34 protein-coding genes and 1 pseudogene are annotated in these 25,621 nt (G+C 73.2%); 13 read left to right on the forward strand and 22 right to left on the reverse strand.

The genetic code is table 11. From position 1 onward, the window contains the following. Positions 1-170: 170 nt before the first annotated feature. From D476_RS33315 to D476_RS0114395, 3 genes are all read right to left on the reverse strand, one after another. Positions 171-584, reverse strand: a complete 414-nt coding sequence (locus D476_RS33315; RefSeq protein WP_017624640.1) for an OmpA family protein — start codon at positions 582-584, stop codon at positions 171-173. Positions 585-860: 276 nt separating this feature from the next. After that, positions 861-1,781, reverse strand: coding sequence for an aminoglycoside phosphotransferase family protein (locus D476_RS0114390; protein ID WP_017624641.1), 921 nt, complete (start codon positions 1,779-1,781; stop codon positions 861-863). Between the two features lie 152 nt (positions 1,782-1,933). Then, positions 1,934-2,491 (reverse strand): hypothetical protein, encoded by a 558-nt coding sequence (locus D476_RS0114395; protein WP_017624642.1) that lies wholly within the window; start codon positions 2,489-2,491, stop codon positions 1,934-1,936. Between the two features lie 199 nt (positions 2,492-2,690). Here D476_RS0114395 and D476_RS0114400 point away from each other — a divergent pair, with 199 nt between their 5' ends. Together D476_RS0114400 and D476_RS0114405 are read left to right on the forward strand one after the other, a co-directional pair. Next, on the forward strand, positions 2,691-3,491 hold the full coding sequence (locus tag D476_RS0114400) for a helix-turn-helix domain-containing protein (RefSeq protein ID WP_083939524.1): 801 nt from the start codon (positions 2,691-2,693) through the stop codon (positions 3,489-3,491). After that, positions 3,484-3,783: a DUF397 domain-containing protein gene (locus tag D476_RS0114405; protein WP_017624644.1), complete on the forward strand. Its 300-nt coding sequence runs from the start codon at positions 3,484-3,486 to the stop codon at positions 3,781-3,783. Before D476_RS0114400 ends, D476_RS0114405 begins: the two co-directional genes overlap by 8 nt. Positions 3,784-3,836: 53 nt before the next feature. Here D476_RS0114405 and tenA read toward each other — a convergent pair whose 3' ends face one another. Beyond that, positions 3,837-4,493, reverse strand: coding sequence for a thiaminase II (tenA, locus tag D476_RS0114410; RefSeq protein WP_017624645.1), 657 nt, complete (start codon positions 4,491-4,493; stop codon positions 3,837-3,839). A gap of 274 nt (positions 4,494-4,767) precedes the next feature. After that, on the reverse strand, positions 4,768-5,244 hold the full coding sequence (locus D476_RS37960) for an LmrA/YxaF family transcription factor (protein ID WP_017624647.1): 477 nt from the start codon (positions 5,242-5,244) through the stop codon (positions 4,768-4,770). A gap of 343 nt (positions 5,245-5,587) precedes the next feature. Between D476_RS37960 and D476_RS0114425 the strand changes: the two genes are divergently transcribed. Then, positions 5,588-6,019 carry a hypothetical protein gene (locus D476_RS0114425; protein ID WP_017624648.1) on the forward strand — a complete coding sequence of 144 codons (432 nt, stop codon included), beginning with the start codon at positions 5,588-5,590 and terminating at the stop codon, positions 6,017-6,019. A gap of 34 nt (positions 6,020-6,053) precedes the next feature. On the opposite strand, the gene D476_RS0114430 is transcribed toward D476_RS0114425, so the two are convergent. From D476_RS0114430 to D476_RS39060, 4 genes are all read right to left on the reverse strand, one after another. After that, a complete protein-coding gene (locus D476_RS0114430; protein ID WP_017624649.1) occupies positions 6,054-7,172 on the reverse strand; it encodes a winged helix DNA-binding domain-containing protein in 1,119 nt (372 codons plus the stop codon). 527 nt (positions 7,173-7,699) lie between these two features. Beyond that, positions 7,700-8,299, reverse strand: coding sequence for a dihydrofolate reductase family protein (locus D476_RS0114435; RefSeq protein ID WP_017624650.1), 600 nt, complete (start codon positions 8,297-8,299; stop codon positions 7,700-7,702). Next, positions 8,296-8,805 carry an SRPBCC family protein gene (locus D476_RS39055; protein WP_239648708.1) on the reverse strand — a complete coding sequence of 170 codons (510 nt, stop codon included), beginning with the start codon at positions 8,803-8,805 and terminating at the stop codon, positions 8,296-8,298. Before D476_RS39055 ends, D476_RS0114435 begins: the two co-directional genes overlap by 4 nt. A 94-nt stretch (positions 8,806-8,899) precedes the next feature. Then, the gene (locus D476_RS39060; RefSeq protein WP_239648709.1) at positions 8,900-9,196 is read right to left on the reverse strand and encodes an ArsR/SmtB family transcription factor; all 297 of its coding nucleotides are present in this window, start codon (positions 9,194-9,196) and stop codon (positions 8,900-8,902) included. Between the two features lie 126 nt (positions 9,197-9,322). Here D476_RS39060 and D476_RS0114445 point away from each other — a divergent pair, with 126 nt between their 5' ends. Continuing rightward, a complete protein-coding gene (locus tag D476_RS0114445; RefSeq protein WP_026123507.1) occupies positions 9,323-9,607 on the forward strand; it encodes a YiaA/YiaB family inner membrane protein in 285 nt (94 codons plus the stop codon). Between the two features lie 30 nt (positions 9,608-9,637). On the opposite strand, the gene D476_RS0114450 is transcribed toward D476_RS0114445, so the two are convergent. Then, positions 9,638-9,949: an aromatic-ring hydroxylase C-terminal domain-containing protein gene (locus D476_RS0114450; RefSeq protein ID WP_017624652.1), complete on the reverse strand. Its 312-nt coding sequence runs from the start codon at positions 9,947-9,949 to the stop codon at positions 9,638-9,640. A gap of 129 nt (positions 9,950-10,078) precedes the next feature. On the opposite strand from D476_RS0114450, the gene D476_RS0114455 reads away from it, so the two are divergent. Then, the gene (locus D476_RS0114455) at positions 10,079-11,284 is read left to right on the forward strand and encodes an RNA-guided endonuclease InsQ/TnpB family protein (protein WP_026123508.1); all 1,206 of its coding nucleotides are present in this window, start codon (positions 10,079-10,081) and stop codon (positions 11,282-11,284) included. Positions 11,285-11,413: 129 nt separating this feature from the next. Here the strand turns inward: D476_RS0114455 and D476_RS0114460 are convergent. Further along, positions 11,414-12,166: pseudogene (locus D476_RS0114460) on the reverse strand (NADPH-dependent F420 reductase); the annotation flags it as partial. Between the two features lie 160 nt (positions 12,167-12,326). Here D476_RS0114460 and D476_RS33330 point away from each other — a divergent pair. Beyond that, the gene (locus tag D476_RS33330) at positions 12,327-13,208 is read left to right on the forward strand and encodes a helix-turn-helix transcriptional regulator (RefSeq protein ID WP_017624655.1); all 882 of its coding nucleotides are present in this window, start codon (positions 12,327-12,329) and stop codon (positions 13,206-13,208) included. A 141-nt stretch (positions 13,209-13,349) separates the two neighbouring features. Here D476_RS33330 and D476_RS0114470 read toward each other — a convergent pair whose 3' ends face one another. Then, positions 13,350-13,706, reverse strand: coding sequence for a VOC family protein (locus tag D476_RS0114470; protein WP_017624656.1), 357 nt, complete (start codon positions 13,704-13,706; stop codon positions 13,350-13,352). A gap of 158 nt (positions 13,707-13,864) precedes the next feature. Here D476_RS0114470 and D476_RS33335 point away from each other — a divergent pair, with 158 nt between their 5' ends. Further along, positions 13,865-14,698: a TetR/AcrR family transcriptional regulator gene (locus D476_RS33335; protein WP_017624657.1), complete on the forward strand. Its 834-nt coding sequence runs from the start codon at positions 13,865-13,867 to the stop codon at positions 14,696-14,698. 83 nt (positions 14,699-14,781) lie between these two features. Further along, on the forward strand, positions 14,782-15,288 hold the full coding sequence (locus tag D476_RS0114480) for a methyltransferase family protein (protein ID WP_017624658.1): 507 nt from the start codon (positions 14,782-14,784) through the stop codon (positions 15,286-15,288). Between the two features lie 119 nt (positions 15,289-15,407). Here D476_RS0114480 and D476_RS0114485 read toward each other — a convergent pair whose 3' ends face one another. The 3 genes from D476_RS0114485 to D476_RS0114495 all read right to left on the reverse strand — a co-directional run bounded on the left by D476_RS0114485 (position 15,408) and on the right by D476_RS0114495 (position 17,798). Beyond that, positions 15,408-16,064 carry a maleylpyruvate isomerase N-terminal domain-containing protein gene (locus D476_RS0114485; RefSeq protein ID WP_017624659.1) on the reverse strand — a complete coding sequence of 219 codons (657 nt, stop codon included), beginning with the start codon at positions 16,062-16,064 and terminating at the stop codon, positions 15,408-15,410. A 627-nt stretch (positions 16,065-16,691) separates the two neighbouring features. After that, on the reverse strand, positions 16,692-17,147 hold the full coding sequence (locus tag D476_RS0114490) for a DUF1801 domain-containing protein (protein WP_017624660.1): 456 nt from the start codon (positions 17,145-17,147) through the stop codon (positions 16,692-16,694). 111 nt (positions 17,148-17,258) lie between these two features. Beyond that, positions 17,259-17,798, reverse strand: coding sequence for a MarR family winged helix-turn-helix transcriptional regulator (locus tag D476_RS0114495; protein WP_017624661.1), 540 nt, complete (start codon positions 17,796-17,798; stop codon positions 17,259-17,261). A gap of 183 nt (positions 17,799-17,981) precedes the next feature. Between D476_RS0114495 and D476_RS0114500 the strand changes: the two genes are divergently transcribed. Beyond that, positions 17,982-18,893, forward strand: coding sequence for a dioxygenase family protein (locus tag D476_RS0114500; RefSeq protein ID WP_017624662.1), 912 nt, complete (start codon positions 17,982-17,984; stop codon positions 18,891-18,893). Positions 18,894-18,980: 87 nt separating this feature from the next. Here the strand turns inward: D476_RS0114500 and D476_RS0114505 are convergent, their stop codons facing one another. From D476_RS0114505 to D476_RS0114520, 4 genes are all read right to left on the reverse strand, one after another. Then, positions 18,981-19,199, reverse strand: coding sequence for a hypothetical protein (locus tag D476_RS0114505; protein WP_017624663.1), 219 nt, complete (start codon positions 19,197-19,199; stop codon positions 18,981-18,983). Positions 19,200-19,258: 59 nt separating this feature from the next. Continuing rightward, the gene (locus D476_RS0114510; protein ID WP_017624664.1) at positions 19,259-20,401 is read right to left on the reverse strand and encodes an NAD(P)/FAD-dependent oxidoreductase; all 1,143 of its coding nucleotides are present in this window, start codon (positions 20,399-20,401) and stop codon (positions 19,259-19,261) included. Between the two features lie 84 nt (positions 20,402-20,485). After that, positions 20,486-21,271 carry an SDR family NAD(P)-dependent oxidoreductase gene (locus D476_RS0114515; RefSeq protein WP_017624665.1) on the reverse strand — a complete coding sequence of 262 codons (786 nt, stop codon included), beginning with the start codon at positions 21,269-21,271 and terminating at the stop codon, positions 20,486-20,488. Between the two features lie 56 nt (positions 21,272-21,327). After that, complete coding sequence (locus tag D476_RS0114520) at positions 21,328-21,756, reverse strand: acyltransferase family protein (RefSeq protein WP_017624666.1); 429 nt, start codon at positions 21,754-21,756, stop codon at positions 21,328-21,330. A gap of 118 nt (positions 21,757-21,874) precedes the next feature. On the opposite strand from D476_RS0114520, the gene D476_RS0114525 reads away from it, so the two are divergent. Continuing rightward, entirely contained in the window at positions 21,875-22,342 is a 468-nt protein-coding gene (locus D476_RS0114525; RefSeq protein ID WP_017624667.1) for a GbsR/MarR family transcriptional regulator, read from the forward strand. Positions 22,343-22,358: 16 nt separating this feature from the next. Here D476_RS0114525 and map read toward each other — a convergent pair whose 3' ends face one another. Then, entirely contained in the window at positions 22,359-23,126 is a 768-nt protein-coding gene (map, locus tag D476_RS0114530) for a type I methionyl aminopeptidase (RefSeq protein WP_017624668.1), read from the reverse strand. An 87-nt stretch (positions 23,127-23,213) separates the two neighbouring features. Between map and D476_RS0114535 the strand changes: the two genes are divergently transcribed. After that, entirely contained in the window at positions 23,214-23,501 is a 288-nt protein-coding gene (locus D476_RS0114535; RefSeq protein WP_017624669.1) for a helix-turn-helix domain-containing protein, read from the forward strand. A 34-nt stretch (positions 23,502-23,535) separates the two neighbouring features. Here D476_RS0114535 and D476_RS0114540 read toward each other — a convergent pair whose 3' ends face one another. Further along, complete coding sequence (locus D476_RS0114540; RefSeq protein WP_017624670.1) at positions 23,536-24,174, reverse strand: pyridoxamine 5'-phosphate oxidase family protein; 639 nt, start codon at positions 24,172-24,174, stop codon at positions 23,536-23,538. Between the two features lie 156 nt (positions 24,175-24,330). Between D476_RS0114540 and D476_RS0114545 the strand changes: the two genes are divergently transcribed. Together D476_RS0114545 and D476_RS0114550 are read left to right on the forward strand one after the other, a co-directional pair. Continuing rightward, on the forward strand, positions 24,331-24,846 hold the full coding sequence (locus D476_RS0114545; protein WP_017624671.1) for a methylated-DNA--[protein]-cysteine S-methyltransferase: 516 nt from the start codon (positions 24,331-24,333) through the stop codon (positions 24,844-24,846). Then, entirely contained in the window at positions 24,843-25,385 is a 543-nt protein-coding gene (locus D476_RS0114550) for an HIT family protein (protein WP_017624672.1), read from the forward strand. Before D476_RS0114545 ends, D476_RS0114550 begins: the two co-directional genes overlap by 4 nt. On the opposite strand, the gene D476_RS0114555 is transcribed toward D476_RS0114550, so the two are convergent. Next, entirely contained in the window at positions 25,321-25,578 is a 258-nt protein-coding gene (locus tag D476_RS0114555; RefSeq protein ID WP_239648710.1) for a Clp protease N-terminal domain-containing protein, read from the reverse strand. The genes D476_RS0114550 and D476_RS0114555 overlap by 65 nt on opposite strands. Positions 25,579-25,621 lie beyond the last annotated feature (43 nt).

Here is a 25,621-nt window from a genome sequence, read left to right on the forward strand (position 1 = left end):
GCACATCAGACGTGCCCAGGGGCGGAGATGTTCCCTGTCCGACCAGCGGTCCTGGAGCGGGGACCCGAGAAGACGGCGGGGGCGCGGTGGCGGGGCTCGCAAGGAGCCCCGCCACCGTCATCACGTGTCGACGGCGATCCGGGCGAGGCAGGCGTCCCAGGGGACCGGCCCTACACCTCGGCGGAGACCACCACGCGCCGGTTCTTCTGTTTGCCCTCGTCGTCGTCATTGGAGGCCACCGGCTTGGCCTCGCCGTAGCCCGTCACCGTGAACCGGTCGGCCTCCAGCCCCTCCTCGTCGACGAGCCAGTCCACCACCGACTGGGCGCGCCGCTCGGACAGGTCCTGGTTGTGGTCCTCGCCGCCGTCGGCGTCGGTGTGCCCGTCGACCTTGATCGGGGCGTCCGCGGGAAGCTCCTGCTCGATCTGCCCGGCGAGTTCGCCGAGCGTCTCCTCCGCGTCGGGGCGGACCTCGTCGGAGTCGGTCTCGAAGAGCACGTCGGCGTCGATGGTGAAGGCGATGTCCCCTTCGCCCTCCAGGACGTCGACCTCGCCGACCCGCCGGAGCCGCCGCCGATGGAGCATCCGGCGGCCAGGAGCGTGGCGGCGAGGGGCAGCGCGAGCAGGGGATGGCGTCGTTTCACAGGGGTCCTCCGTCGGTCGGTCATGGGGGCGGCCGGTAGGACGTGAGAATCGGGACGCCAGTTCCGGATTCGACGGCCGCATCCGGCCGGGGCGGCCGGGACAGGGCAGGCGGGCTCGGCCGCCCGTGCCACGGGTCGCCCGGCGGGACGATCCGTGGCACGGGGGAAGGCGGGGCGATGGCGCCCGGAGCCGATCGCCGTGTCGTCGACCGCGCCCTCAGCCCATGTCGTCGAGGATCTGTTCGAGGTCGCGCAGCCCGGCCTCCACCCGTCCGGGAACCGCCTGGAAGTAGGGGTCGTCGGGGACCGGCAGGGACGAGGCCAGGCCCCACCCGCGTCCGCGCGCCCACATGGCGTCGTCGATGTCCAGCGCCTCCCGGAACACGCCCCGCGCCTCGGCGGGGAGGAACTTCCACGCCGGGAGGAGGTCGACGGCCGGGTCGCCCACGCCCATCGTGCCGAAGTCGATGACCGCGCTGAGATTCCCGTCGACGGAGAGCAGGTTGCCGGTGGCCAGGTCGCCGTGGAACCAGACCGGGGGCCCCTCCCAGGGCGGCGCGGCCAGCGCGTCCTCCCAGACGGCGGTGACCCTGTCGGTGTCGGCCAGGCCCTTGAGCCCTTCGATCTTGGGGCGCACCCGCGCCTCGACCGCGATGGAGTCGCGCTCGTCGCCCATGGGAACGCCCCGGAAGGCGTTGCTCGCACGTGGGCCGGGTCCGCCGGTGGCGTCGACCTTCCGAAGGGCGGTGATGAAGGCGGCCAGGTCGAGCGCCGCCCGTTCCGGGTCGGCGAGCCCGCCGCCCTGTGCGGTCTCCCCGTCCAGCCAGCGGTAGACCGACCAGTCGAACGGGTACCCGGCGCCGGGCCCGCCCTTGGCGAGCGGCTCCGAGACGGTCATGGGGAGCTGCGGCGCCAGGAAGGGCAGCCAGCGGTGTTCGCGCTCGACCTGTTCGGCCCAACGCCTGAAGCGGGGCATACGCACCGACATGTCGTCGCCGAGGCGGAAGGTCGCGTTGTCCATCCCGGAGACCGGGACAGGGGTGACGGGCAGGTCCGCCCACTGGGGGAACTGCTCGGCGATGAGGCGATGTGCCAGATCGGCATCGATGGGGACCTCTAGGTCATCGTCGGTGGGCATGCGCGTATCGGCTCCTTAGAGCAGAGTGGCGGTGGACGGCCGAGCGATTCGGGAACGGTTCAGGCGCGTTCTTTCTAAGTCGCCCCGGGCAGGCCTCGCAACGGATTTTCAGTCCGGTGGCGGACGCCGGTGAGGGCCCACGAGGGTGGGTGTCATGGGATCGGGTGCGCGTAGCGCTCCCAGGCGCCGGTGCGCAGGTAGCGGCGGAGTGACCAGCCGAAGCGGTGCCCGGCCAGGGCGGCGGTGCGCATGAGGTGGCCGGAGGCGGCGTCGACCTCCCAGACGTCGAGCACCCCTCCCCCGGTGCGCAGCCGGTAGACGAGGATGGCGGAGCCGTCGAGCGAGTCGATCCGGCCGCGCGGAGGCAGGGCGCCGGGGTGGTCGACCGGTATCGGTTCGGGCTTGCGCGTGGGGGTCCGGGCGGGCTGGTCTGGGTGCGCGGTCGGGCGGGAACCGGTGACGGCGGCGGCGAGGAGCCGCGTCGCGTCGGCGTGCCCGAGCCCGCCGAGGCGGAGCGTGTCGGCGGCGACGCCGTAGGAGACACGGGTGAGGCGGAAGGCGTCCCCGCAGGCGAGGCTGAAGGGGCGCTCGGGGTGGGCGTGGTCGCATTCGACGGTCCAGCCGTCGGAGGTGACGGTGGTGCGGTAGCCGGAGATGTCGACCAGGACTTTTCGGCGGTCGGGCGGCTGGGGCGGAGGGCGGAGCGTCATATCACCCTCACCCACCACATAATACGGATGTAGGGACGAATCCGGCGTTTTCTGGTTCGCGCCATGACCATCGACCTTTCGGTTGGGTGATGGCCTTCATGGTGGCGCTACCGGCTTCGACCTGCCATAAGGGCTACATAGACGTCACTATTCGTCGCATCGGTAGCGATCGGGCGCGCTATGGGCGCACCATTGAACCATGGTGGAGCGAATACACGAGGAGTGGCGTCAGTGGGGGAACGAGCTCAAGCGGATGCGCCTTCAAGCTGGGGAAACAATGGATTCTCTGGCTCGGAAGGCTCGGGTGTCACGACAGATCATCGGTAAGTACGAGGCTGCGACGCGGGTGCCACAGCGGGACAAAGCGGCCGCCATGGATGAAGCTCTCGCTACCGGCGACGCCCTTACTCTGCTCTGGGAGCAGATCATGGACGACGCCCATGTACCCCCTGAATTCCGAAATGCCTTGATGATGGAGCGGCGCAGCAAGCACATCCGGGAGTACCATGCGATCCTTGTGCCCGGACTCCTGCAGACGCCCGACTATGCCATCACGCTCGTTCGGGCTCGAAGAGTCAACGGACCCCCGGAGAGTATCGATCAGGTCGTCCAGACTCGGGTCGAGCGGCTTCAGAAGCTGTCTGACATGCGCCCACTTCTCTGGTTTGTTGTTGAATGGGTTGCCCTGACTCGTGTCGTCGGAGATGAGAAGATAATGAGGGAACAGCGTAGGCACCTCATCGACCTCATGGAAGGCGGTACCATCCAGCTTCAAGTCATCGAAGACAGTCGGCACAACCCCGGACTCTGCGGTGCGTACCGGGTGATGTCACTCCATGACGGGCGCACGGTCGGCTTCGTTGAGGACCCCCTGGGCGGGCGGTCGGTGACGAAGCGGGAGGAGATCGACTACCTTTCGACCCTGTTCGGAATGCTCCAGAGTGAAGCCCTCTCGCCGCGCTCCACGCTAGAACGATTGAAAGAGTTGGACCATGCGTAACTGGATCAAGAGCAGCTACAGCGACGGTGGGGGCGGGAACTGCGTAGAGGTTTCGCTCCCTACCTGGAACAAGTCCAGCTACAGCAAGGGGGCGAACACCTCGTGCGTGGAGGTCGCCCTTCCTTGGCAGAAGAGTAGCTACAGCGGCGCAGACACAAACGCCTGCGTCGAGGTCGCCAAGGGAACGAAGACCCTGGTCAGAGACACACAGAACCGCCCCCTCGGACACCTCGCCTTCCCCTCCTCCGAGTGGCAGGCGTTCCTCAGGGCCGCCTCCGCCGAAGCCCTGTAGCGCGTAGCGGCCCCGCTCCCCCCAGCGCGCGGGGCCGCCCGCCCTCTACACCCTCAGCCGCCGAAGGGCCACGTCTCCTTCTTCCACGCGGCGTCCCAGAACATCCACTCGTACGTCGTCGCCTTCACGAACGCCTCGCGCATGCGCTCCACCGTCGCCTCGTCCGACCGCTCGGCGATTCCGTCGGTGATCTCGCGCGCCTGCCGCGTCGACTCGGCGAACGCCTCGTCCGCGTACGTCTTGATCCACTCCCCGTAGGGGTGCTCTTCAAGGTCGCCGGCCTTCTCCATCAGCCGCGACCCCACGTCCATGTACACCCAGAAGCACGGCAGCACACCGGCGGCCAGCTCCGCATATCCCCCGGTCTGCGCCAGCGACATCAGGTAGGAGACGTACGCCGTCCCGGTCGGCGAGGGCTCGGCCCCCTCGACGCTGCCCACGTTCCCCTCGTGCAGCGCGCTCTCCACCACGATGCACTCGTGCGCCGATTTGGCGTAGAACGCGATCTCCGCCGACCGGTCGGCCCGCGCGGCGGTGGCCGCCAGCGCCCGCGCGTACCCGTGCAGGTACAGGGCGTCCTGGACCATGTAGTAGTCGAACCGGTCCCGATCCAGGGAGCCGTCGGCCAGCCCCTTCACGAACGGCAGTTCGTCGATGGCCGCGCGCGTCTCGGCGGTCGCGTCCCACGCCTCATTGCAGAATCCGCCCACAGCAGGCGTCCCTTCGCTAGTACGAGCTAGTGCAGGTTCGACGGGTGTGATCTCAGCACCGACGGCGGCTCCGCCGAGCGGAACCCCCACCGGCGCACCCCGCGCCGTGCCCCAGACCCTACAATCCGCCCTCTCCCGCGCGGTTCCGGGGCTCCGCGTTCACAGGGGCACGCTGAAGCGGCGGCACACATGCACCCGGGCGAACTCCCTCCGGAGCCGCTGCTCCTCGTGCAGGTCGGCGTGGAAGAACGACGCCATTGGCCGCATCGCAGCGTCAGGTGTCGGAGCCCTTCTCCGGAGCGGGGTTCGTGGCGGCGCCCACCAGGGCCTTGAGCTGTGGGCCGACGGCGTCCAGGGCGGCGGTGCTGCGCTGGGCCCTGCACACGGCCACCGCCCCTTCGACGGCGGAGACGATGAGCACGGCGAGCTGTCCGGCCTGCTCGGGAGGCGTTCCGTACTCGCGGAGCGAGGACGCCAGCAGGCTCTGCCAGGTGTCGAACGCCTCGGCCGCCGCCTCCAGGGCCGCAGGCCGCTCCCCGGCCCCCTCCGCGCCCCCGTCCCCGCCCGGGGCCTCGGGCTCCTCCACGGCCACGGCCAGGACAGGGCACCCCACCCGGAAGCCGCCGTCCAGGATGACCGTGCGCCGCAGGTCGAGGTAGGCGCCCAGCCCGGCCTCCGGCCCCTGGCGCAGCGCCCGCCGCAGCCCCGCGGCGACCCTGTCCCCCGCGTAGCGCACGGCCTCGGCGGCCAACTGGCCCCTGCCGCCCGGGAACGAACGTTATAACAGAGTGCGGGCGGTCCCGACGGCCAGAGGCGAACGGCGCCGCGCCATCGACGGGGCCCGCCGGGCGTGCGGGGGCCGCCGGGGGATGCGGTCACGCCGCAGAGGGCCCCACCACTCCGGCGGACGCTGTCCCCTGTGCGGCACCGGCCGCAGGGAGGCGGACCACGGGCGGCGTGCGGCGCACGCGGGGAACGCCGTCGGCCGGGAACCTCCGCCGCGGCCCTCGCGTCCGACCGTCGTCACCACCCCGCCCCTTGGAGGCGGGCCCCCTGCCTCCCCGCCGTGAACTCAAACCGAACCGGAGTACCTCGTGCCCGTCTTCGCCGCGATCCGCCTCATCCCCATCGTGATCCTCGCGTCGATCGCATCCGCCTTCGGCCTGTACTCCCTCGCCACCGGCGAGGTCGAGCGCGGGCTGCAGTCGCTCGGCGGCGGCGTCTTCCTCTTCCTGCTCGGCGCCGCCTACTTCTTCGTCACCCGGGCCAGGTCTAAGCAGATCAACGACCGCCTGAACCGCAGGCGAGAGGCCAAGGCGGCCCAGCAGGCCGCCCACCAGCAGCACCACTACCAGCAGCAGTACCACCCGCAACAGCACCCTCAGCAGTGGCCGGGCCAGACGCACGGCTACCCGCAGCAGCCCCAGCAGCAGTGGCACGGCCAGCCCCAGCACGGCGGGTGGCACGGCGCCCCGCAGGGACACCCGCAGCAGCAGTACCACCCGCCCTACCCGCCGCACCGCTGAGCGAGGGGCCGGGGGGCGGGCACGGCGGAGCCGCTCAGACCGTCGGCGACTCCACCCGCACCCGGCGGCTGCCGCCCTCCGAAAGGAAGGACGCCGCCTCCTCCCCTTCCGCCCCGACGGATTCCCGCTCGGCGCGGCTCAGGGCGCGCAGCGGGGTGACCACGACGGTGTCCTCCTCGACGGTCCAGGTCGCCGATACCCGCCCGTCCACCAGGACGACGCGCTCCCCGGCCACCGACACCCAGCGGTGGGCGTCGTCGATGATCCGGCTGCGGTCCTGGTAGCCCAGGACCGCGTTGTCGAAGGCCGGGAGGAACCGCACCGGCGCGGGGACGTCGGGGTCGGGGCGCGGGGCGTCGGGCAGGTCGAGCAGCTCCCGGCCCTGCTCGTCGCGGAAGGAGACCAGTTCGCCGCGGACCGCCTTGACGGCGGCCGGAAGCCCGGCCAGGCCGCACCAGGCCCGCAGGTCGGCGGTCGCGGCGGGCCCGAACGCCGCCAGGTAGCGCCGCACCAGCTCCCGCCCGACCGGGTCGGATCCGTCCGCGTCCTGCGGCACGGCGAGGTCGACCTCCTGCCCGGCCCAGGCCGCCAACGGGATGTTGCGCACCCCTGCCCGCTCCCGCCACAGCCCGCGCGGCGGGAGCTGCACGATCGGGATGAGCCCCATCAGCAGCTCCCCCAGCGCCCGCGTGCCCGCCTGCCCGACGGCCTCCGGACACCGCTCGGCGACCGCCCGCGCCAGGTCGGCCGACGAGCGCCCCTGGCCGTCGGCCAGCACTTGTCGGCCCGCCGCCGCGATCTCCTCCGGGTCGGCCCCCTCCAGTTCCCTCCGGTAGGCGGTCGCGCCGCGCTGGAGCAGCATGGCCTGGTGGCGCGGCCGCCAGGCGACCGCGTCGTCGGTGGTGACCAGGTGGACGGTGCGGCGCATCAGGTGAGTGCGCGCCACCTTGCGGTCGCTCAGCAGCCCCGACAGCTCCCCCGGCGTGAAGGCGCGCAGCCGCGACCACAGCCCGACGAACGGCTCCTGCGGCTCCTGGGCCTGCAGGCCGCACAGGTGGGCCACGGCTTCCAGCGCCGTGGCGTCGGCGCGTTCCAGGAGCATCTGCCGGGCGAGCGTCGCGCGGTTGAGGTCCCGGGCGGTCAGAACGGTCATCGGGGCGTGCTCCCTCTGGGGCGTCGGCAGCCGGTGCACCGCATCGGGGCGGTGCGGCCGCGGCGGGTGAGCGGGTGGGGTGTCCCTCCTGCTCAATTCCCACCTTCGCACGCAATGAGGACAACGCCTGTCCTCAAGTAGAGCCCGTCCTCATACCCCGAGGGCGATGATCCACCGGACCGAAGCGAGCCGACCGGCCAGCCCGCCCGAGCGGGGCGGGGACAGACGAGGGACACGGGCCGGACCTCGCCGAGGCGCGCCACTGTGCCTTCCCGGCCATGAGACCGCCGTGGCTGCAGCACAAAGGGGAGTCGGGGTCGGACACCGTCGACGGTCGCCTCTTCGGCGTGCTCGGCCCAGACGCGCCATCTGTGCACATCGGGGTGCTCTCCTCTCCTGCCCCACCTGCGCGGCCTCCCGCTACCGGACCGCTCGGGCGACGGCGGGCCTCCACCGCAGGGGCGGGCGGACGGTGAGCGGCCCCTGCCGCGCCCGTCGGAACGGGTGCGGCAGGGGCCGCCGCACGCTCAGCGCGCCCGGTCGTAGACCAGGGCGATTTCGCCCGTGGCGCCGGTCTCCTGTTCGGCGAGGGTCCACTTCGTGGCGGGGAGCCCGTCCTCGAACAGCCGCTGCCCGCCCCCGGCGATCTCCGGGACGAGCAGCAGGTACAGCCGGTCGACGAGGTCGGCCTCCAACAGCGGCTTGATGATGCTGGAGCTGTTGTTGGCGAGGATGTCGCCCTCCCCCTCGGCCTTCAGTTCGGCGACCACCTCCGCGGCGGGGGCGTTCACCACGCGCGTTCGCTCCCACGGCGCTTCGGCCAGCGTCGTGGAGAAGACCACCTTCTCGGTGTCGACCAGCCACTTCGCATACCCGCGGTCGTGGGGGTCGGCGTCGTCGTCCTCGGCCAGCGGGGGCCAGTACGCCATGAACCCCTCGGCGTTGAGGCGGCCGAGCAGGGCCGTCGTGGCCTCCGGCCAGATGCGCGACATCTGCCTGCGGGAGACCTCGGAGCCGACGTAGGGCGCGAACGCGGCGAAGTCGCCGGGCCCGCCGGGGCCGTTGTAGCGGCCGTCGAGGCTCAGGACCAGGTTGGCGGCCACTCTGCGGCCGGTGGTGCGGGTCATGGCGTCCTCCGTGAGTCGTGCGGTGTGTCCTGCGGTTCCGGTCCGCCGGGTTCGGGGGCGGGGTCGGGCTCTGCGGCGAGCGCCGCCGCGAGGGTGTCGAGGCTCTGGCCGAAGCCGATCTCCACACCCGCGATGAAGTCGGCGGACTCCACGGTGCTGTCGGCGACGCGGAAGCGGACGTCCAGGTCGGTCCCGGCCGGGGTCGGGGCCAGGGCCAGCTCGACGTGCGCGGTGAAGGCCGGGGCGCCGCCGGGTGTCAGCGGCGAGAGCCGGTAGGCGAGGCGCTCGCCGGGGCGGACCTCCTCGACCGCGCCCTCCGCGTACCCGGCGACCGGGTCGGAGCCGTCGGTGTCCTCGGCCTCGCGGTAGGCGTGGACGATGCGCCCGCCCGGCCGCGCCTCGAAGACGAGCTCGCTGACGCGCAGGTCGTCCGGCGTCCACCAGCGGGCGAGCAGGTGGGCCTCGGTCAGGTGCCGCCAGACCCGGGCGGGCGGGGCGGGGAGCAAGCGATGGAAGGTGAACGTGCGCCCGTCGGCCCATCCCGGCCCGTCGGCGGCGGCGCGCTCGGCACGCAGATTGCCCTCGTAGCGGCCGAAGGCCTCATAGGCGCCTCCGGCCTGTTCGGCGGTGTCGGCCAGCCGGTCCAGAGCGGCGGGCCGGCCCCGCCGGNNNCAGCTCCCGCAGCGGGGCCGAGTCCAGTGCGTAGATGCGGCGCGTGCCGCTGCGTTGGGAGGTGACGACGCCCGCCCGCTCCAAGGCCTGCAGGTGCTTGGTGGTCTGCGGTTGGCGCGCCCCGGCGAGCCGCGCGAGGACGCCGACCGGGCGGGGGCGCTCGGCCAGCAGCCCCACGAGCCGCCACCGGGCCGGGTCGGCCAGTGCGGAGAGGAGTGCGTCCATGGACCGAAGTATTCTCCACCAAGAATATTCGTGTCAAGGAATATGTCGCGGCCTCCGGCGAGACGTGTGCCGCCGTTGAGTACGCGTACTCATCCCCCCGGCCCGGGCGTGGGGCATCCTGGCGGCATGACGACACCCCCCGTGAACACCAAGGTCACCCCCGCCTTCTACCTGCAGTCGATCATCGCCTTCGGCGTCTCCAGCGTCGGGTTGTGCGCCGGTGTGGCACTGCTGCCCGTCGACGTCTGGATCCGCGCCTATTTGGGGATGGCGCTGCTCTTCGTGATCACCTCGACGTTCACCCTCGCCAAGTGCATCCGCGACCGGCAGGAGGAGGCCGCCATCGCGGCCTGGACCGAACAGGTCCAGGCCTACTCCTCCGGCAACCAGCACGCCTTCGCCAAGAACTGACGGCGCGGCCGGAGGGCCGCCCGGCCCTCCTCACCGGCTCTTTCGGCGATCCGGGCGCGGCCGGTCGGCGGGCTCGCCGAACCAGTGGGCCAGGTGCGCTTCCAGGTCCCCCTGGTCGCCGCCGATCCACGCCACGTGCCCGTCGGGGCGCAGCAGGACACCCGGCGCATCCAGCGCGGCGGGGTCCACAGTGGAGTCCACGACATGGTCGACCCGGTCCACCCAGCCGTCGGCGCCGAGGGGCTCGACGTCGGGAATGTGACGCCCGACCAGGCCAGGGCTCGCACCGGAGCCGTAGCGCACGCCGGTCGCGGTGATCTTCTCGAACAAGTGGCGGTTCACAGGTCCTCCCGGAGGTAGCCCTGTCCTTCGGGACGGGAAGGAATCCGGGGCTCTCCGCGTAGCGGGACAGTGGGCACCGGCATCCCGCCGATCCCGCGAATGTCGTACCTCCCCGATAGCTTGATGGTCATGGAAGAGCAGGCGAAGGCGGAGGAAGGTGCCGGTCATGCCCGGTACACCTACCGTCTGCGCTTGTCGGCCACCGCGCGGCGCTCCCTGCAGAAGGAGTGGGGGCGGTGCCGGTGGGTGTGGAACCAGTGCGTGGCCGCTTCCAAGGCCGCGCACAGGGCCCGCGAGAAGTGCGGTCCGGCGCGGCTGGGCAGGATGCTGACCGGGTGGCGCTCGGCCAGGCGGTGGATGCGTAAGGGCACCTCGGTGCCGCAGCAGCAGACCGTCCGTGACTTCGCCAAGTCGCGGGCCAAGGCCCTGAAGGACATCAAGGCCCGGCTGCCCGTGCATCGGCGTGCGGGCATGCCCCGGTTCAAAAAGCGCGACCAGGCCGATCCGAGCCTGAACTACACCCGTCGGGGCTTCCGGCTCAAGGACGGCGTGTTGCACCTGGCCGGGGGGATCGCGGTCCGGGTGGTGTGGTCGCGGAACCTGCTCGCCGACCCGTCATCGGTCCGGATCTACCGCGACGCGCTGGGGCACTGGTACGCCTCGTTCGTCGTGCCCGCGGCCGTGGAGCCGCTCCCGGAGACCGGGCGTGCGGGCGGCGTCGACTGGGGGGTGAAAGAGGTCGCGACCACCACCTCCGACGACCACGACCTTCCCCACCCCCGGCACGGAAGGAAAACCGCGGCCAAGCTCGCCAAGTACCAGCGAATGATGGCCCGACGGCGCAGCCCCAAAGGCAAAGCCCAGTCCAGGGGCTACCGCAAGGCCGCCCGCCGGGCCGCGAAGCTGCACAGGAAGGTCGCGCGCCAACGCCAAGACACCGGCCGCACGTGGGCCAAGCGCCTGGTGCGCGACCACGACCGCATCGCGGTGGAGGACTTCAAACCGAAGTTTCTGGCCACGACCACCATGGCCCGCAAGGCGGCCGACGCCGCGATCAGCGCCACCAAGGCGGCGCTGGTCGAGATGGGCCGCAAGCACGGGCGCGAGGTGCGGCTGGTGCACCCCGGGCACACCACGATGGACTGTGCGGCGTGCGGAGCGAGAACCAAGCACGCACTGCCGCTTTCCGAGAGGACCTATGCCTGCACCGCGTGCGGAGTCATATCCCCCAGGGACAAGAACTCCGCGCGCGTGATGCTGGTCCGGGCCGGTTGGACCCCGGACGGTGTCGAGGGCCTAAGACCGCCCGGGCCGCAGGCCCGGACGGCTGCCTGAGCCGTGAATCCCCACACACGCCATGGAGGCAAGAGTTCCGCGCCTTCAGACGGGGGAGCCTTCAACTCCCGGGGTGGAGTCGCGATCGCCCCCGGATCCGCCGCTTTTCCGTCCGGCACTTCCGGGTGGTCAAATGTCCCGGTAGCGCTTGGAGCGGGCCAGGGCCTCCCGCACCGTCTCTGCCGAAGCCGGGGCGCCGGGGCCAGCGTCGAACTCCTTGTTCGGGCCGGGGGTGTCGTACCCCTCCCCGATGTACAGGGCCGTGTAGGCGGCCGTGTCCCGCTGGAAGCGCCACCCCTCCGCCAGCGGCCCCGCGTCCACGGTGTCGTAGCCGAGCGAGTCGATCAGCTCGGACACGGCCCGCTTGGCCCCGTCGTCGTCCCCGGCGATCGGCAGCGCCGTCCGCTCCGGGTGCCCGGCCGGCACGTCCGGCCGGGCCAGGTTGCGCAGGTGCACGAAGTAGATGTTGTTGAAGCCCTTGACCACCTTCGACTCCGGCAGGTGGGCCTGCAGCATCTCGCTGGTGGTCGTGGTCTCGGCGTCCAGCTCGGGGATCCGCCCGTCGCGCCCCGGGTAGTAGTTGTTGGTGTCGATGACGGCCTTGCCGCGCAGTTCGGCCACCGGGACCGAGGCGGAGGCCTCCAAGGGGATGGAGACCACCACGATGTCCCCGGCGGCGGCCGCCTCGGCCGGTGTGGCCGCCGTGGCCGACGGCCCCAGCTCGGCCACCAGGTCCTTCAGGGTGTGGGGGCCGCGCCGGTTGCTCAGCACGACCTCGTGCCCGGCCTGGACCGCCAGGCGGGCGACGGTGCCCCCGATGTTGCCGCTTCCGATCAGTCCGATGGTGCTCACAGCAGAGTCTCCTTCGACGCGTGTGTCCGGGCGCCGACCCGCCCGCCCTGCCGGGGCGGCGTCGGCCTCGCATCCACACTCGCGCCCTGCCGGGGCCCTCGGGCGGCGTAGACGGGCCCGGCCGAACCTGGGTCCGACTGGGCCACCCTCGCCGGGCGGGGGCCCACGGCGCGCGGTGATACTGGGCTGCATGGACGGTGATTCCGAACTCGGCGGTTTCCTGCGCTCGCGCCGCGCACGGCTCAGCCCCCACGAGGCGGGCGCGCTCCCCGGCGGCGGCGTGCGCCGCGTGCCCGGCCTGCGGCGCGAGGAGGTCGCCCACCTGGCGGGGGTCAGCACGGACTACTACACCCGGCTCGAACAGGGGCGGCACCCGCACGTGTCGGAGTCGGTCCTGTCGGCCGTCGCCCGCGCGCTGCGCCTGGACGGCGTCGAGCGCGACCACCTGTTCGAGCTGGCGCGCCCGCGCAGGGACGTGCAGGGCCCAGGCGGCCGGAGCGGGGGCGTGCAGCGGGTGCGGCCGGAGGTCCACCGGATGCTGGAGGTCTTCAACGGGGTCACCCCCGCACTCGTGGTCAACCACCGCAAGGACGTGCTGGCGGCCAACCGGCTGGCGCGGGCGCTGATCGCCGACTTCGAGGCGCTCCCCTACCGGGAGCGGAACCTGGCCCGGCACGTCCTGCTCGAACCCGACGCCCGGGAGCTGTACGAGGACTGGGAGGAGGTCGCCCAGGAGGTGGTCGCCAACCTGCGCCTGTCCGCCGGCCGCCACCCCGACGACCGGCTGCTCAACGAGCTGGTGGGCGAGTTCATGGCCAAGGTGCCCGAGTTCGGCGGGTGGTGGGACCGGCACCGCGTGGGCCAGTGCTCCTACGGCCCCCAGCGGTTCCGGCACCCGGTCGTGGGGCCGCTGACCCTGCAGCACGAGACGCTCGCGCTCCCGGCCGACGAGGGGCAGACCGTGTGCGTGTACACCGCCGATCCGGGCTCGGAGTCCGAGCGGACCCTCGGCCTGCTGGCGAGCTGGAGCATGGCGGACGGCGCGGCCGACCAGGCCCGGGACCACGGCTGAGCGTCCGGGAGCGGAGGGCCGGGCGGCGCTCGAACGCGTTCTGAAGGACGGCCCGGTGTAGGCGCCGTGCGACCGGGCCCCGGCCGCACGGCGGGACGCCCGCGCGGGCGCGATGGGGCCGGTCCGCCCAGGACGGTGTGGTCAGTCGGCCTGCGTCCACACGGCCAGCACGTTCCCGGAGGGGTCGGCGAAGTGGAACCGGCGGCCCCCGGGGAAGTCGAACGGCTCGGTGGTGACGGTGCCCCCGGCGGCCTCGACGGCCACGCGCGAGGCGTCCAGGTCGTCGCTGTAGACGACCACGAGCGGACCTCCCGCCTCGACCCTGTCGACGCGGGCGAGGCCGCCGGCCTCGGGGCCGCCGGGGGCACCGGCGATACCGGCGTAGGAGTCGCCGTAGTCGGTGAACTCCCAGCCGAAGGCGGCCTCGTAGAAGCGCTTGGCGGCGGGCAGGTCGGTCACGCCGAACTCGATGTAGTCGATGCGGTGGTGGCGGTTCATGCGGCGATGCTAGCCCCCCGGCGGCGACAGGCGCCGGGGCGCGGGCCGGACGGCGGGGCGCGCGATCGGCCTGCGGATGTGCGGATCCACCTGGGGCGTCGGAGGATCCGCGCACTGACACGTGACATGACGCTAGATAAAGGCTAGTATCAGATGCCATGAAGGATCGAGTTCCACAGGAGTTCGTCGACGCCGCCATCGCCGCCGCCCGTGAGCGCGGGACCGACGTCGCGTCGGTGCCGGTGAACGCCATCGCGTCCGCCGCCGGGGTGTCCCGCAGCACGCTGCTGCGGCGCCTGGGCGGCACCCGGGCCGCACTCGACGAGGCCGTGCGCGCGGCGGGCGTCGACCCGGGCGCCCGCCCCCCCGTGCGCGAACGGGCCATCGCCGCCGCCGCGCGGATCATCGACGAGCACGGGCTGGGCGCGCTGACCATGGACGCCGTCGCCGACGCGGCCGAGTGCTCGCTGCCCGGCCTGCACGCCGTCGTCGACGGCCGCGACGGCCTCCTGGCCGCGGTCTTCGACCGCTACGGGCCGGTGCGCGAGCTGGAGCGGCTGGCCGCCGCGCCGCCCGCGGACCTGGAGGGCACCGTGCGGGCGCTGCACACCGCGCTGGTCGAGGCGTTCCAGCGGCGCCCCCGGGTCATGCCCGCGCTGCTCGCCGACACCGCGAGCCGCCCTGACGGCCCCGGCAGCGCGATGTTCCGTGCGGGATTCCCCCGCCTGGTCGCCGCCATGGGCGGCCTGCTCCTCCCCCACGTCCGCGCCGGGCGCGTGGTGCCGATGCCCCTGCCGCTGCTGATCCAACAGATCCTCGGCCCGGTGGCGGTGCACCTGATGCTGCGCCCGGTCCTGGAGATCCGCGAGGAGGCCGCCCTGCCTCCGCTGGAGGAGGCGTGCGAGGTGCTCGCCGACGCCTGCCTGCGCGCGATAGCGGTGCCCGGGACCGGCGGTGCCGACGACGCGGGAGGCGCAGGCGGCGCGGGCTGAGGAGCCGTGCGGCGGACGCGGCGGCGGCAGCAGGGCGACAAGCGAGACGGACACGACGGATACGACAGAACGGAGAAAGCGCCATGCGTTCCATCAAGGCGGCTGCCGCCGGCAGCACACTGTTCTTCATCGCCGCCCCGGGCACGGTGGTCGGCGTCATCCCCTGGCTCATCACCCGCTGGCGGCTGCCCGAGACGTCGGCGGCCTGGATCCCGGCCCAGGCGGTGGGGGTGATTCTGATCTGCGTGGGCCTGGCCGTCCTGGTCCACGCCTTCGTCGAGTTCACCCGGGCCCGGGGCGTGCCCATCCCCGCGGCGCCCACCGAGCACCTGGTGGTCGACGGCTTCAACCGGTTCGTGCGCAACCCGATGTACGTGGCGATCGTCGGGGCCCTCATCGGCCAGGCGCTGCTGTTCGCCTCCGTGGGGGTGCTGGTGTACACGGCGGTGGCGTGGGCGATCGCCGCGACGTTCGTCCGGTTCTACGAGGAGCCGACGCTGGTCCGGCTCTTCGGCGAGGAGTACGCGGACTACCGCAGGAACGTGCGGGCGTGGCTGCCCCGCTTCACCCCCTGGTCCCCGGCCTCCTGAAGGCCGCAGGAGGTGCCGGGCGCGGGGGCGCCCGTCGGCCCGGAGCCGGTCGCGAAGGGCCCGCCTCTGCGAGGGGCGGGCCCTTCGGCGTGGGCGGCCGGGGCCGGGCGGGCGGCTGTTCAGGCGAGGACGAACGGCAGGCGCGCGGCCAGGGGGCCCAGGGCCGAACGCTCCTCCTCTGTCGGTGCGCGGCGGCCGGTGCCCACGAGGAGGGCGTCGGTGTCGGAGAGCGAGGCGGGGAAGGCCTGCCCGGCGATCTTCTCCAGCATCGCGCGGGACCGCGCGAGGCTCTCCTCCGGCGGCCCGGCCGCCTCCGGCACCCCGGCGGCAAGGTCGAGGTGGTGCAGCGTCCACTCCATCACGTAGGCGGTCAGGTAGTCGGCGACGGTGATGACCTGGCCCTTGGTGCTCACGGTCCGGCCCGGGTCGGCGAGGCGCGCGGCGCGCCCGGCCGCCGAGCCGACGTCGTCGAGGTGGAACGTGAGAAGGGCGGGGTCCTGATAGGCGGCGGCCATCCGCACGGTCAGCGCGTCGAGCGGGTCGTCGCCGGAGGGCGGTTCGGAGGAGACGTGCCAGTAGGCCGCCTCGTCGTGCGTGGGCTCGGCGTCGACCGGGGTGGCCAGGGTGATCAGGACGTCTTGGGAGTCGATCACCAGGTGGCACACGAGATCCCGCACGAGCCACCCGGAACAGCCGGAGGGGCGGGCGAAGTCCTCGTCGGACAGGTCGGCGACGGCGGCGAGAAGGGCGTCCCACGAGCGCGAGAAGAGGTCCACGGCGGCACGCTAGTGGGGCCGCCCACCGCTGGACAACCGAATTGCCGCGGGAGCTCTCGCCGCCCCGGCGACCGCCCCGAGTCGCGTCCGTGGAATCTCCTTCGACCAGGCGAGTGCGCCCGTCGCGGCTCTGGGACCGGCCCGCCCCGGCTCCGAAGCCCTCGGGCGCTGCCCGAACCGGTCCGAGCCGCTGACAGCGGCGACCCTCGCCGCGCTCGGGGGCGGCCCCTAGATCGTTGATGGGAAATGTGTGCCCCGATCAGTGGCCGACGACCACCGGCAACCGCTTGACCGGGGCGCCGACCAGCCGGGCGCGCCGGACCGCGGCGCAGAGCGCGCGGCCCCTCCGGCACACACCGGCCCCAGCCGGCCCTTCAGCGTCCGGACCACCGCCCCGACGCCCCGATCCTCCGGCGCACCCGGCCCGCACACACCGACCGCGGGCGCCCTTCGCCGTGTCCGCAGCCGGTTCAGCGATCTCCCACCAATGATCGAGGGTCCATCGCGCAACCTGGCGAAGCCGACACGGAAGGCGGCGACGGCCGCTCGCTGATCGAAGAGCCTCCGAGAAACACGCCCCAGAGACGTTCGTGCACGGGCCCCTGGCGTCGCCCCGCCCCCGACCGGTCAGCTCACGGCCTTCTCGACCAGGTCCCGGATGGCCGCCTCGCCCTCCTCGGTCAGGTCCTCCGTCAGGGCGTAGGCGGTCGGCCACATGCCTCCCGCCTCGTCCAGCGCGGCCTCGGGGGTGAAGCCGAAGGCCGAGTACCGCTCCTTGTCCGCCTGACCGCTGCGGAAGAAGCACACCACCTTGCCGTCCCTGGCGTAGGCGGGCTGGCCGTACCACAGCTTGGGGGCCAGGTCGGGGGCCGCGGAGGTGACGGCCTCGTGGACGCGCGCCGCAAGCGCCCCGTCGGGCGCGGGCATGTCGGCGATCTTCTTCAGGACCGCCGCCGCGTCGGCGGCCGCCTTCTTCGCCCCCCGGCCCCCGCGCGCCTCCGCCTTGAGCTCCTCGGCGCGTGCCTTCAGTGAGGCGCGCTCCTCCTCGGAGAAGCCCGGGGTGCCCGTCGATTCGTCGCTCATCGTGCGTCGCTCCTGGTCAGCCGCGTGAACAAGGTGTTCCCACGCTAGTCGCGGCCACACGGCGGGCACTTCTCGATTCCTGACCGCCTGAGGGGGCGGTGCAGGGCGCCGTCAGGGATCGCCGGTGCGTCCCTCCCCGGGCGTCGGCTCCTCGCCACCTGGCTCGTCGTGCCGCGTGTAGATCGCCGACATCGTCCCCGACGGGTCGAGTCTGGCCAGCAGCGCTTCGCAGATGTCGGCGAGCTGGTCGACCTGCTCGTCGGTGAGCGCGTCGATGACGTGGTGCCGGACGGTGGCCACGTGCCCGGGCGCGGCCCGGCGCAGCGTGTCCCACCCGGCCCGCGCCATCCGGGCGTTGGTGGCCCGCCGGTCCTCGGGGCAGGGGAAGCGCTCCACCAGCTCCCGGCGCTCCATGCGGGCCACCACGTGCGACAGCCGGGGCAGGGTGGCGTTGGTGCGCGCCGCCAGTTCGGTCATGCGCAGCGTCCGCTCCGGGGCCTCGGAGAGGACCGCGAGCACGAAGTACTCGAACTCGGTGATGTCGGAGTCGTGCCGGAGCTGCGCGTCCAGGACGCCGGGGAGCAGTTCCAGTACCGCCCGCAGCCGGATCCACGCGCGCAGCTGGCGCCGGTCGAGCCAGGGAGTGTCCACGGTCACATCCTCACCAGGAATGGTTGTAGCAACAAGTTCGCTGGGCATAATGAAAGTTGTCGCGACAACCGATTCTCCCAGACGGACACCCCGCCCCGGCGGCCTCGGACTTCCCAGGCGCGTCGGCGGCGGGACAGCCAAACGCCGCCCTGCCGCGAGCGGCCGCACCTTCGAGGAGTCCCCATGACCGCGCCCCGCACCACCTCGACCGCCGCCGCCGACGCCCGGATCCCGGCCGAGCACCCGTTCGCCGCCCACCTGCGCCGCGCGGCCGCCCTCCAGGCCGCCGAACCGCACCGGCCCTGGACCCCCGAGGACGGCCCGCTGCCCAGCCTCTACCTGTCCCACGGCGGCGGGCCGCTGCCCTTCCAGAGCCCCGAGTGGCTCGCCCCCCTGCACGAGTGGGCCCGCGCCCTGCCCAGGCCCAAGGCGATCCTGGTCGTCTCCGCACACTGGGAGTCCGCGCCGCTGTCGCTCAGCGCCGACCGCCCCGACGAGCTGGTCTACGACTTCTCCGGGTTCGACCCGCTCTACCACGGCTTCCGCTACGACACCCCCGACGCCGGAGACCTCGCGCAGCAGGTCGCCGGGCTCATGCCCGACACCGAGCAGGTCCACCGGCACGCCCGGCGCGGCCTGGACCACGGGGCGTGGGTCCCGCTGAAGATCATGTACCCGGAGGCCGACGTCCCGGTCCTGCAGCTCAGCCTGCCCACCGAGGTCCCGGACCGGCTGCTGGACATCGGCGGGCGGCTGCGCCCGCTGCGCGAGCAGGGCGTGCTGGTGGTCGGCTCGGGCCACATGACCCACGGCCTGCCCTACCTGACCCGGGAGATGTTCCAGGAGAACCGGGTGCCCGGCTGGTCGGCCGACTTCGACGCCTGGGCCGCCGACGCGCTGGCCCGCGGCGACGTCGCCGAGCTCGCCCGATTCCGCACCGCCGCCCCGGGCATGCCCTACGCCCACCCCACGGTCGAGCACTTCACCCCGCTGTTCGTGACCCTCGGCGCGGCCACCGACCCCACCGCGCCGGTGACCACGACGCTCGACGGGTACGGCGTGGGCCTGTCCCGGCGCTCGTTCCAGGCCGCCTGAGCCCGGCGGGCGGCCAAAGGCCGCCCGCCGACGGCGGGGCGCCGGTCGACACCCCACAAGCGCGCGTGCCTCCGTGGAGGCGCGCGGTCAGGTGTGGACAGGGGCGCCCTCGGAGGGCAGCCCCGGCAGCCCGTGCCGCCGCTCCCCCAGGACGAGTGCGCAGACCCGGGCCTCGCTCTCCGGAGAGAACACGTCGGCGAGTACCGAGGCGCCACGCAGGACCGGCGCCGACTCCTCCGGCCCGCTCGCGTCGTCCATCTCTTCGCCTCCGAAGGTGTCGCGGGCCCTGGGGCCCTGGGTGTGCATCGGAGGCGATCGTGCACCGTCCCGCCCGTGCGGGCCACGTTCGTTGCCGACCCGGCAACCTACTCGGCCGCGGCGCTCCCCGGATCGGGGGCCACGCGGTCGGGCCGGAACGCCGAGACGTCGGCCTCCGGCTCCTCGCCGACGGCCAGCGTCGCTGCCACCGCCCCCTGGTAGGGCCCGAACGTCAGGCCGTTGGCGCCCAGTCCCGTGGCCACCACCACGCCCGACAGCGCCCCGACCGGCCCGAGCAGCTGCAGGTCGTCCCGGCTGCCCGGCCGGAAGCCCACCCGCGTCTCCACCACCGTGGCCTCGCCCAGGGCCGGGACCGCCGACACCGCGTCGGACAGCCCCTGCAGGACGCCGTCGACGGTGGCGCGGTGGTCGAAGCCCGCCCACGGCTCGCGGGTGCCCGACAGGATCACCCGGTCGGGCGGCATGCCGAGCATGTACCGGTCGGTGCCGGGGAAGCGCAGCACCGGCCAGTCGCGGGTGTGCGCACCCGGAAGGGCCGTGTGCACGATCTGCCCGCGCACGGGGTACACGGGCACGTCCACCCCGAAGGGGCGCAGCAGCTCGGCGGTCCAAGCCCCGGCCGCGACGACCACCGCGTCGGCCGCCAGCTCCTCCCCCGCCGCGCGTACTCCGCGCACCCGGCCGCCGGCGGCCGTGAGTTCGGCCGCGCCTTTGAGGTAGCGCAGGCCGCGCTCCTCGGCGGCGGTGAACAGGGCATCGCGCATCATCCCCCCGTTGACGCGCGCCATGCCCTCCACGTGCACGCCCTCGACGTCCTCGGGCAGGGCGGGGAACAGCTCCCGGGGGCCGCCGCGCCGCAGGCGGCGCACCCGCCCCAGCCCTTCGTACCCGGGAAGGTCGACCAGATCGGTGAGGACCCGGGCGTCGCGGTCGAGGATGTGGGGGTCGGTGGCCACCGACAGCCCGCCCACCCTCCTGTAGCCGGTGGCGCGCCCCTCGGCCTCCAGGGCGTGCACGAGGGCCGGGTAGTGGTCGGCCGCCCGGAGCGCGAAGGCCTGGTGCTGCGGGGCCTCCCACGGGAACGGCCAGGGGAAGACGATCCCGGCCCCGGCCGCGGTGGCCTGGCCCGGCAGGGCCGCGTCGACCAGGGTGGTGGACACGCCGCGCCGCACCAGGTGGTAGGCGGCGCTCGCTCCGACGATGCCCCCGCCGATCACGATGACGCTCATGGGCCAAGCCTGCCAAGCGTCGGCCCCCGGCACCAGGCAGCCCGCCGAGGGGCCTCCCCGCGCCGTCGGGTGGCGGCCGGTCGGCTACCCGCCGCCACCTCCCTGGGCCGTATCGACCCCCAGGAGGGCCGCCGGGTCGGGGAACGCGTGGCGCACGGCGCCGCCCTTGCGCGCGATCCACACCTCGCCGTCGCCGCCGTCGGCGACGATGCGCTCCACCAGCGCGGCGACCTCCTCGGGCGGGATGACCGCGCCGGTCAGGCCCATCTGCTCGATGACCTGCTCCATACCGGCGATCATCGGGGTGTCGACGAAGCCGGGGCACACGGCGTTGAAGGTGATCGGGTCGTCGGCGAATGTCGCCGCCAACGAGCGGGTGAGCCCGATGAGGGCGTGCTTGGTCGCCGAGTAGACCTCCCCCTGGGGCGGAGAGATCAGCCCGGCGACGCTGGAGGTGACCACGACCGCCGCGCCCGCGCGGTGGCGCATGTGCGGTAGCGCGGCGTGCACCCCGTACACCGCGCCGTCCAGGTTGACGCCCACCGTCCTTCGGTAGGCGTCCAGGTCGTAGGGCACCCCGCGGTCCGCCAGCCCTTCGCTGGGGCCGCCGACGCCCGCGTTGAGGTGGAGGACGTCCAGCCCGCCGATCTCCAGGGCGGCGGCCACGGCCGCCTCCATGTCGGCGAACCGGGAGACGTCGGTGCGCACGAACCGCGCCCCCGTCTCGGCGGCCAGGGCGGTCCCGGCCTCTTCGGCGACGTCGGCGATCAGCACACGGCCGCCGTCGGCCGCCGCGCGGCGGACCGTGGCGGCGCCGATGCCGCTCGCGCCGCCGGTGACCAGGACGGTCTTTCCGCTGAAGGCGCCCATGCCTTCCCCTCTCCCTCGGGTGTGTCGGTCGAACGGTACGTGTCGGGCGCTCCGCGTCAGAAGACGCGCTCGGCATACGGGAGAGAGCGCATCCCCTGGGCCGCTGCCCAGCACACCGGAAGCGCGATCGCGCCCAGGACCGCGAACTTGGCCAGGGCCGGGGCCTGCCACCCGGACAGGAGCATCCCGGCGCCGACCAGCACCACGGGGTGCAGGAAGTACACGCCGTAGGCGTTGGCGGACAGGAAGCGGGCGACGGGGCCCTGGCGGTTGAAGAAGCGCTGGAACAGCCAGAGCAGCACCAGGATGGCGCCCACCGACAAGAGGCCCTCGAACACCGGGTCGGCCAGCGCCTTGGGGGACAGCGGGTCCAGGTCCTCAGGGGCGGTGGCGCTCACCGGGAGCAGCGCGGCCCCGGCGGCGGTCATGGCCAGGCCGCCCCAGCCCGCGGCGTCCTGGCCGCCCGGCTCGGTTTCCGACCGCATGGCCGAGAATCCAGCAAGAGGACGGCCGGGCCGCTCACCCGCCTGTTCCCACCTGTCTTCGGAAGTTTCTGAAGGGCGGCTATCATGGCGGGTGTCGCCCACCGGACCGGAGGTCCCATTGTCCGCCCAGAACGACCAGCGCAGGCACGCCGAAGAGCTCGCCCTGATGCTCTCCGACTTCGGCATGCAGCGCATGTCGGCGCGGGTGATGGCGGCGTTCCTGTTCACCGAGAAGCCCTCGCTCACCCTGGGCGAGCTGGCCGAGGAGCTGGACGTGAGCCAGGGCTCGGTCTCCGGAGCGCTCAAGACGCTGCACCACGTCGGCATGCTGGAGCGCGTACCCGTGCCGGGCAGCCGCCGCGACCACCACCGGCTGCGCCGCGACGCCTGGGAGCGGCTGTACAGCAGGCAGAACGAGGTCGTGCGCAAGATGATGGCCGCGGCCGAGGCGGGCATCGCGGCCACCGGCGAGGACAGCCTGGCGCGCGGGCGCCTGCAGGAGATGTACGACTTCTATGACTTCATGTTCGACGAGCTGCCGCTGCTCTTCGACCGCTGGCGCGAGAAGCGCGACGCCCGGGACTGACCCCCGCGCACCGGCCTCACAGGGCGGTGAGCACCCACGGCCCCTCGGCCGTCACCGCCACGGTGTTCTCGTGGTGCGCCGCGCGCGAGCCGTCGGCCGTGGCGATGGACCACCCGTCGGCCAGAAGGCGGCTCCCGTCCGAGCCTCCCTCGGTCAGCAGCGGCTCGATCGCCAGCACCAGCCCCTCGCGCAGGCGCGGCCCGCGCCCGGGGCGCCCGGTGTTGGCGAGGTGGGGGTCCTCGTGCATCTCGGTGCCGATGCCGTGCCCGCCCTGGTCCTCGACGATGCCGAACCCCTCGGCCCGCGCCGTGCTCTCGATGGCGTGCGAGAGATCGCTCAGGCGCGCGCCGGGCACCATGTGCTCCAGGGCGGCCTCGTAGGCCTTCTCGGTGGCGGCGATGAGGCGCTGCGCCCCGGGGTCCCCGGCGCCGACGGTGAAGGTGCGGGCGGCGTCGCCGTGGAAGCCGTCGACGATCGCCCCGCAGTCGACGGAGACGACGTCCCCCTCCTCCAGGGGGACCGTCCCGGGGATGCCGTGGACCACGGTGTCGTTGACCGACACGCACAGCACCGCCGGGTAGGGCGCGTAGGCGGGCGAGGGGCGGTAGCCGGTGAAGGAGGGGCGCGCGCCCGCGTCGGCGATGAGGCCGGCGGCGACCTCGTCCAGCTCCCGTGGGGTGGTTCCCGGGCGGGCCGCCTCCTGGGCGGCGGCCAGCGCGCGGGCGACGACACGCCCGGCCTCGCGCATCCGCCGCAGTTCCTCGGGGCCCTTGATGGTGACCATTGCGGAGTCTCCGTCCACTGCATCGTATAGATCGACTGGTATTTTTATACCAGTCGATCTATACGTGCAATGGGCTATCGTTCGAGCATGGTTCGCACTCCCCTGACCGAAGGCCAGCGCGACCGGGGCCGCGCGCTCGGCCAGATCCTGCGGGCGGCCCGGGCGCCCCGCACGGCCGCCGAGGTCGCCCACGACGCCGGGATCTCGATCGACACCCTGCGCAAGATCGAGCGCGGGGCCATCCCGAACCCGGCCTTCTTCACCATCGCCGCGCTGGCCAAGGCGCTGGGGATGGACATGAACGACCTCGCCGCCACGCTCGCCGCGGCCGAGGAGGCGCCCCCGGAGCAGGGACGGGGCCTCCGAGCCTCCTGAGGGCCCGCCCGGCGCCTGCCGCGCCCGAGGCGGTTCAGTACAGCTTCCTGGTGTACTCCTCGCCGTAGTACCGCTCCAGCTCCTCCAGGGACTCGTCGGGCCGGTCGACCATCTTGGCGATGCGCGGACGTGAGGGCACCCCGGCGTCCGCGCCCTCCCACGCCTCAGGGGACCACAGGCGCGAGCGCAAGAACGCCTTGGCGCAGTGGTGGAAGACCGTGTCGATGTCCACCACCAGCGCCAGCAGCGGCCGGTGCCCTTTGACGACCATCTCGTCGAAGAACGGGGCGTCCCGCACCAGGCGCGCCCTGCCGTTGATGCGCAGGGTGTCCCCGCGCCCCGGAATGATCGACAGCAGCCCCACACGGGGGTTGGACAGGACGTTGCGGAACCCGTCGACCCGCCGGTTGCCCGGACGCTCGGGGACCGCGACGGTGCGCTCGTCCAGTACCTTGACGAAGCCGGGCGGGTCCCCCTTGGGGGAGACGTCGCAGTTGCCCTCCGCGTCGCTGGTGGCGACCAGGCAGAAGGGCGAGGCGGCCAGCCAGGCCCGGTCGACGTCCAGCAGGGCGGCGCGCTCCTTGTCCCGCACGTGCGGCACGGGGTCGGGGACCAGTTCTCGGAGCTCGTCCAGGGATGTGATCTCGGTGAACCGCTGCGTCGGCGTGGTCATCACGGCCTTCCCGGGTCGGCGATCCGGGGGCGGGCGTCCGCCCGGCCCCACGGCGATCCTAGGACCGCGCCCTATCGCCGCCCCGGGGCGGCCCGCCGGGCCCTGATGTCCGATTCCCGCCAGCCTCGGTGGGGCGCAGACGGCAGACTCGACACCATGAGCACGATCCGAACCGACACCGGCACCGGCACGTCGCGCGCGGCGCGGGTGCACACCGTCCTCGACAGCCCGGTGGGGCCGCTGACGCTCGTCGCCCAGGAGGGCGCGCTGGTCGCCCTGCACATGGGCGACCAGACCCACAGGTCGGACCTGGGCGAGGAGGACCGCGCGGCCTTCGCCGAGGCCGAGCGGCAGCTCCGCGAGTACTTCGCCGGTGAGCGCACCGCCTTCGACCTCCCGCTGAGCCCCCAGGGCACACCGTTCCAGAAGAGCGTCTGGAAGGAGCTGGCGGCGATCCCCTACGGCGCCACCGCCACCTACGCCGAGATCGCCGAACGCATCGGCCGCGCGCCGACCTCGGCCCGCGCGGTGGGCTCGGCCAACGGCGCCAACCCGATCTCCATCGTCGTGCCCTGCCACCGCGTGGTGGGCGCCGACGGCAGCCTGACGGGGTATGCGTGGGGGACCGACCGCAAGCGCTTCCTGCTGGACTTGGAACAGGGCGCGAAGTGAGCCCGGACGAGGAGGACGCGCCCGCCGACTGGCGCGAGGACCGCGTCCGAGCGGCCCGGCTGGGCCGCAACCCCACCGTCCTGCTGCGCATGCGCACCGGGTGGGCGGTGATCGGCGACACCCAGCACCTGCCCGGGTACTGCGTCCTCCTCCACGACGGCACCGCCGACCGCCTCACCGACCTGCCGCGCGGCGAACGCGCGGCGTTCCTCTTCGACCTCGCGCTGCTCGGCGAGGCGGTCGAGCAGGTCTGCGGGGAGCGCGACCCGGCGTTCTCCCGCGCCAACTACGAGGTGCTCGGCAACTCACTGCACCACCTGCACGGACACGTCCACGCCCGGTACTCCTGGGAGCCCGGCCGGCGCAGAGCGGGGCCCGTGTGGCTCTACGGCGCCGAACGCTTCGCCGCCGAGCACGCCCTCGGGCCGCGGCATGACGGACTGCGGGCCGCGCTGAGCGCCGCCCTGGCGACGGTCACGCGGGAGGCATACGCCCCTGGTACCCCGGGCTCCGCATCACCCGAAGCACCGATTCCTTGAGGGCCCCCACGCTGTAGTGCTCCTCAAGGGCCTGGGTCGGGACCGAGTACCCGTCGTCGAGTATGGCGAGGAACAGGTGCTCGGTCCCGACCACCGGATGCCCCTCCTCGTCGGTGACGCCGTACTCGGCGGCGATCCGGCGCGCCCGCGCGACGGCCTGCTGAAGCCTCGGTGTGAAGGCGGTACCGCTCATGGCGGCCATGCTAGATGATTGATTCCAAGGGGTCAGTGGTCAT

This window comes from Nocardiopsis chromatogenes YIM 90109 (assembly GCF_000341185.1).
GTDB classification, from domain to species: domain Bacteria; phylum Actinomycetota; class Actinomycetes; order Streptosporangiales; family Streptosporangiaceae; genus Nocardiopsis_A; species Nocardiopsis_A chromatogenes.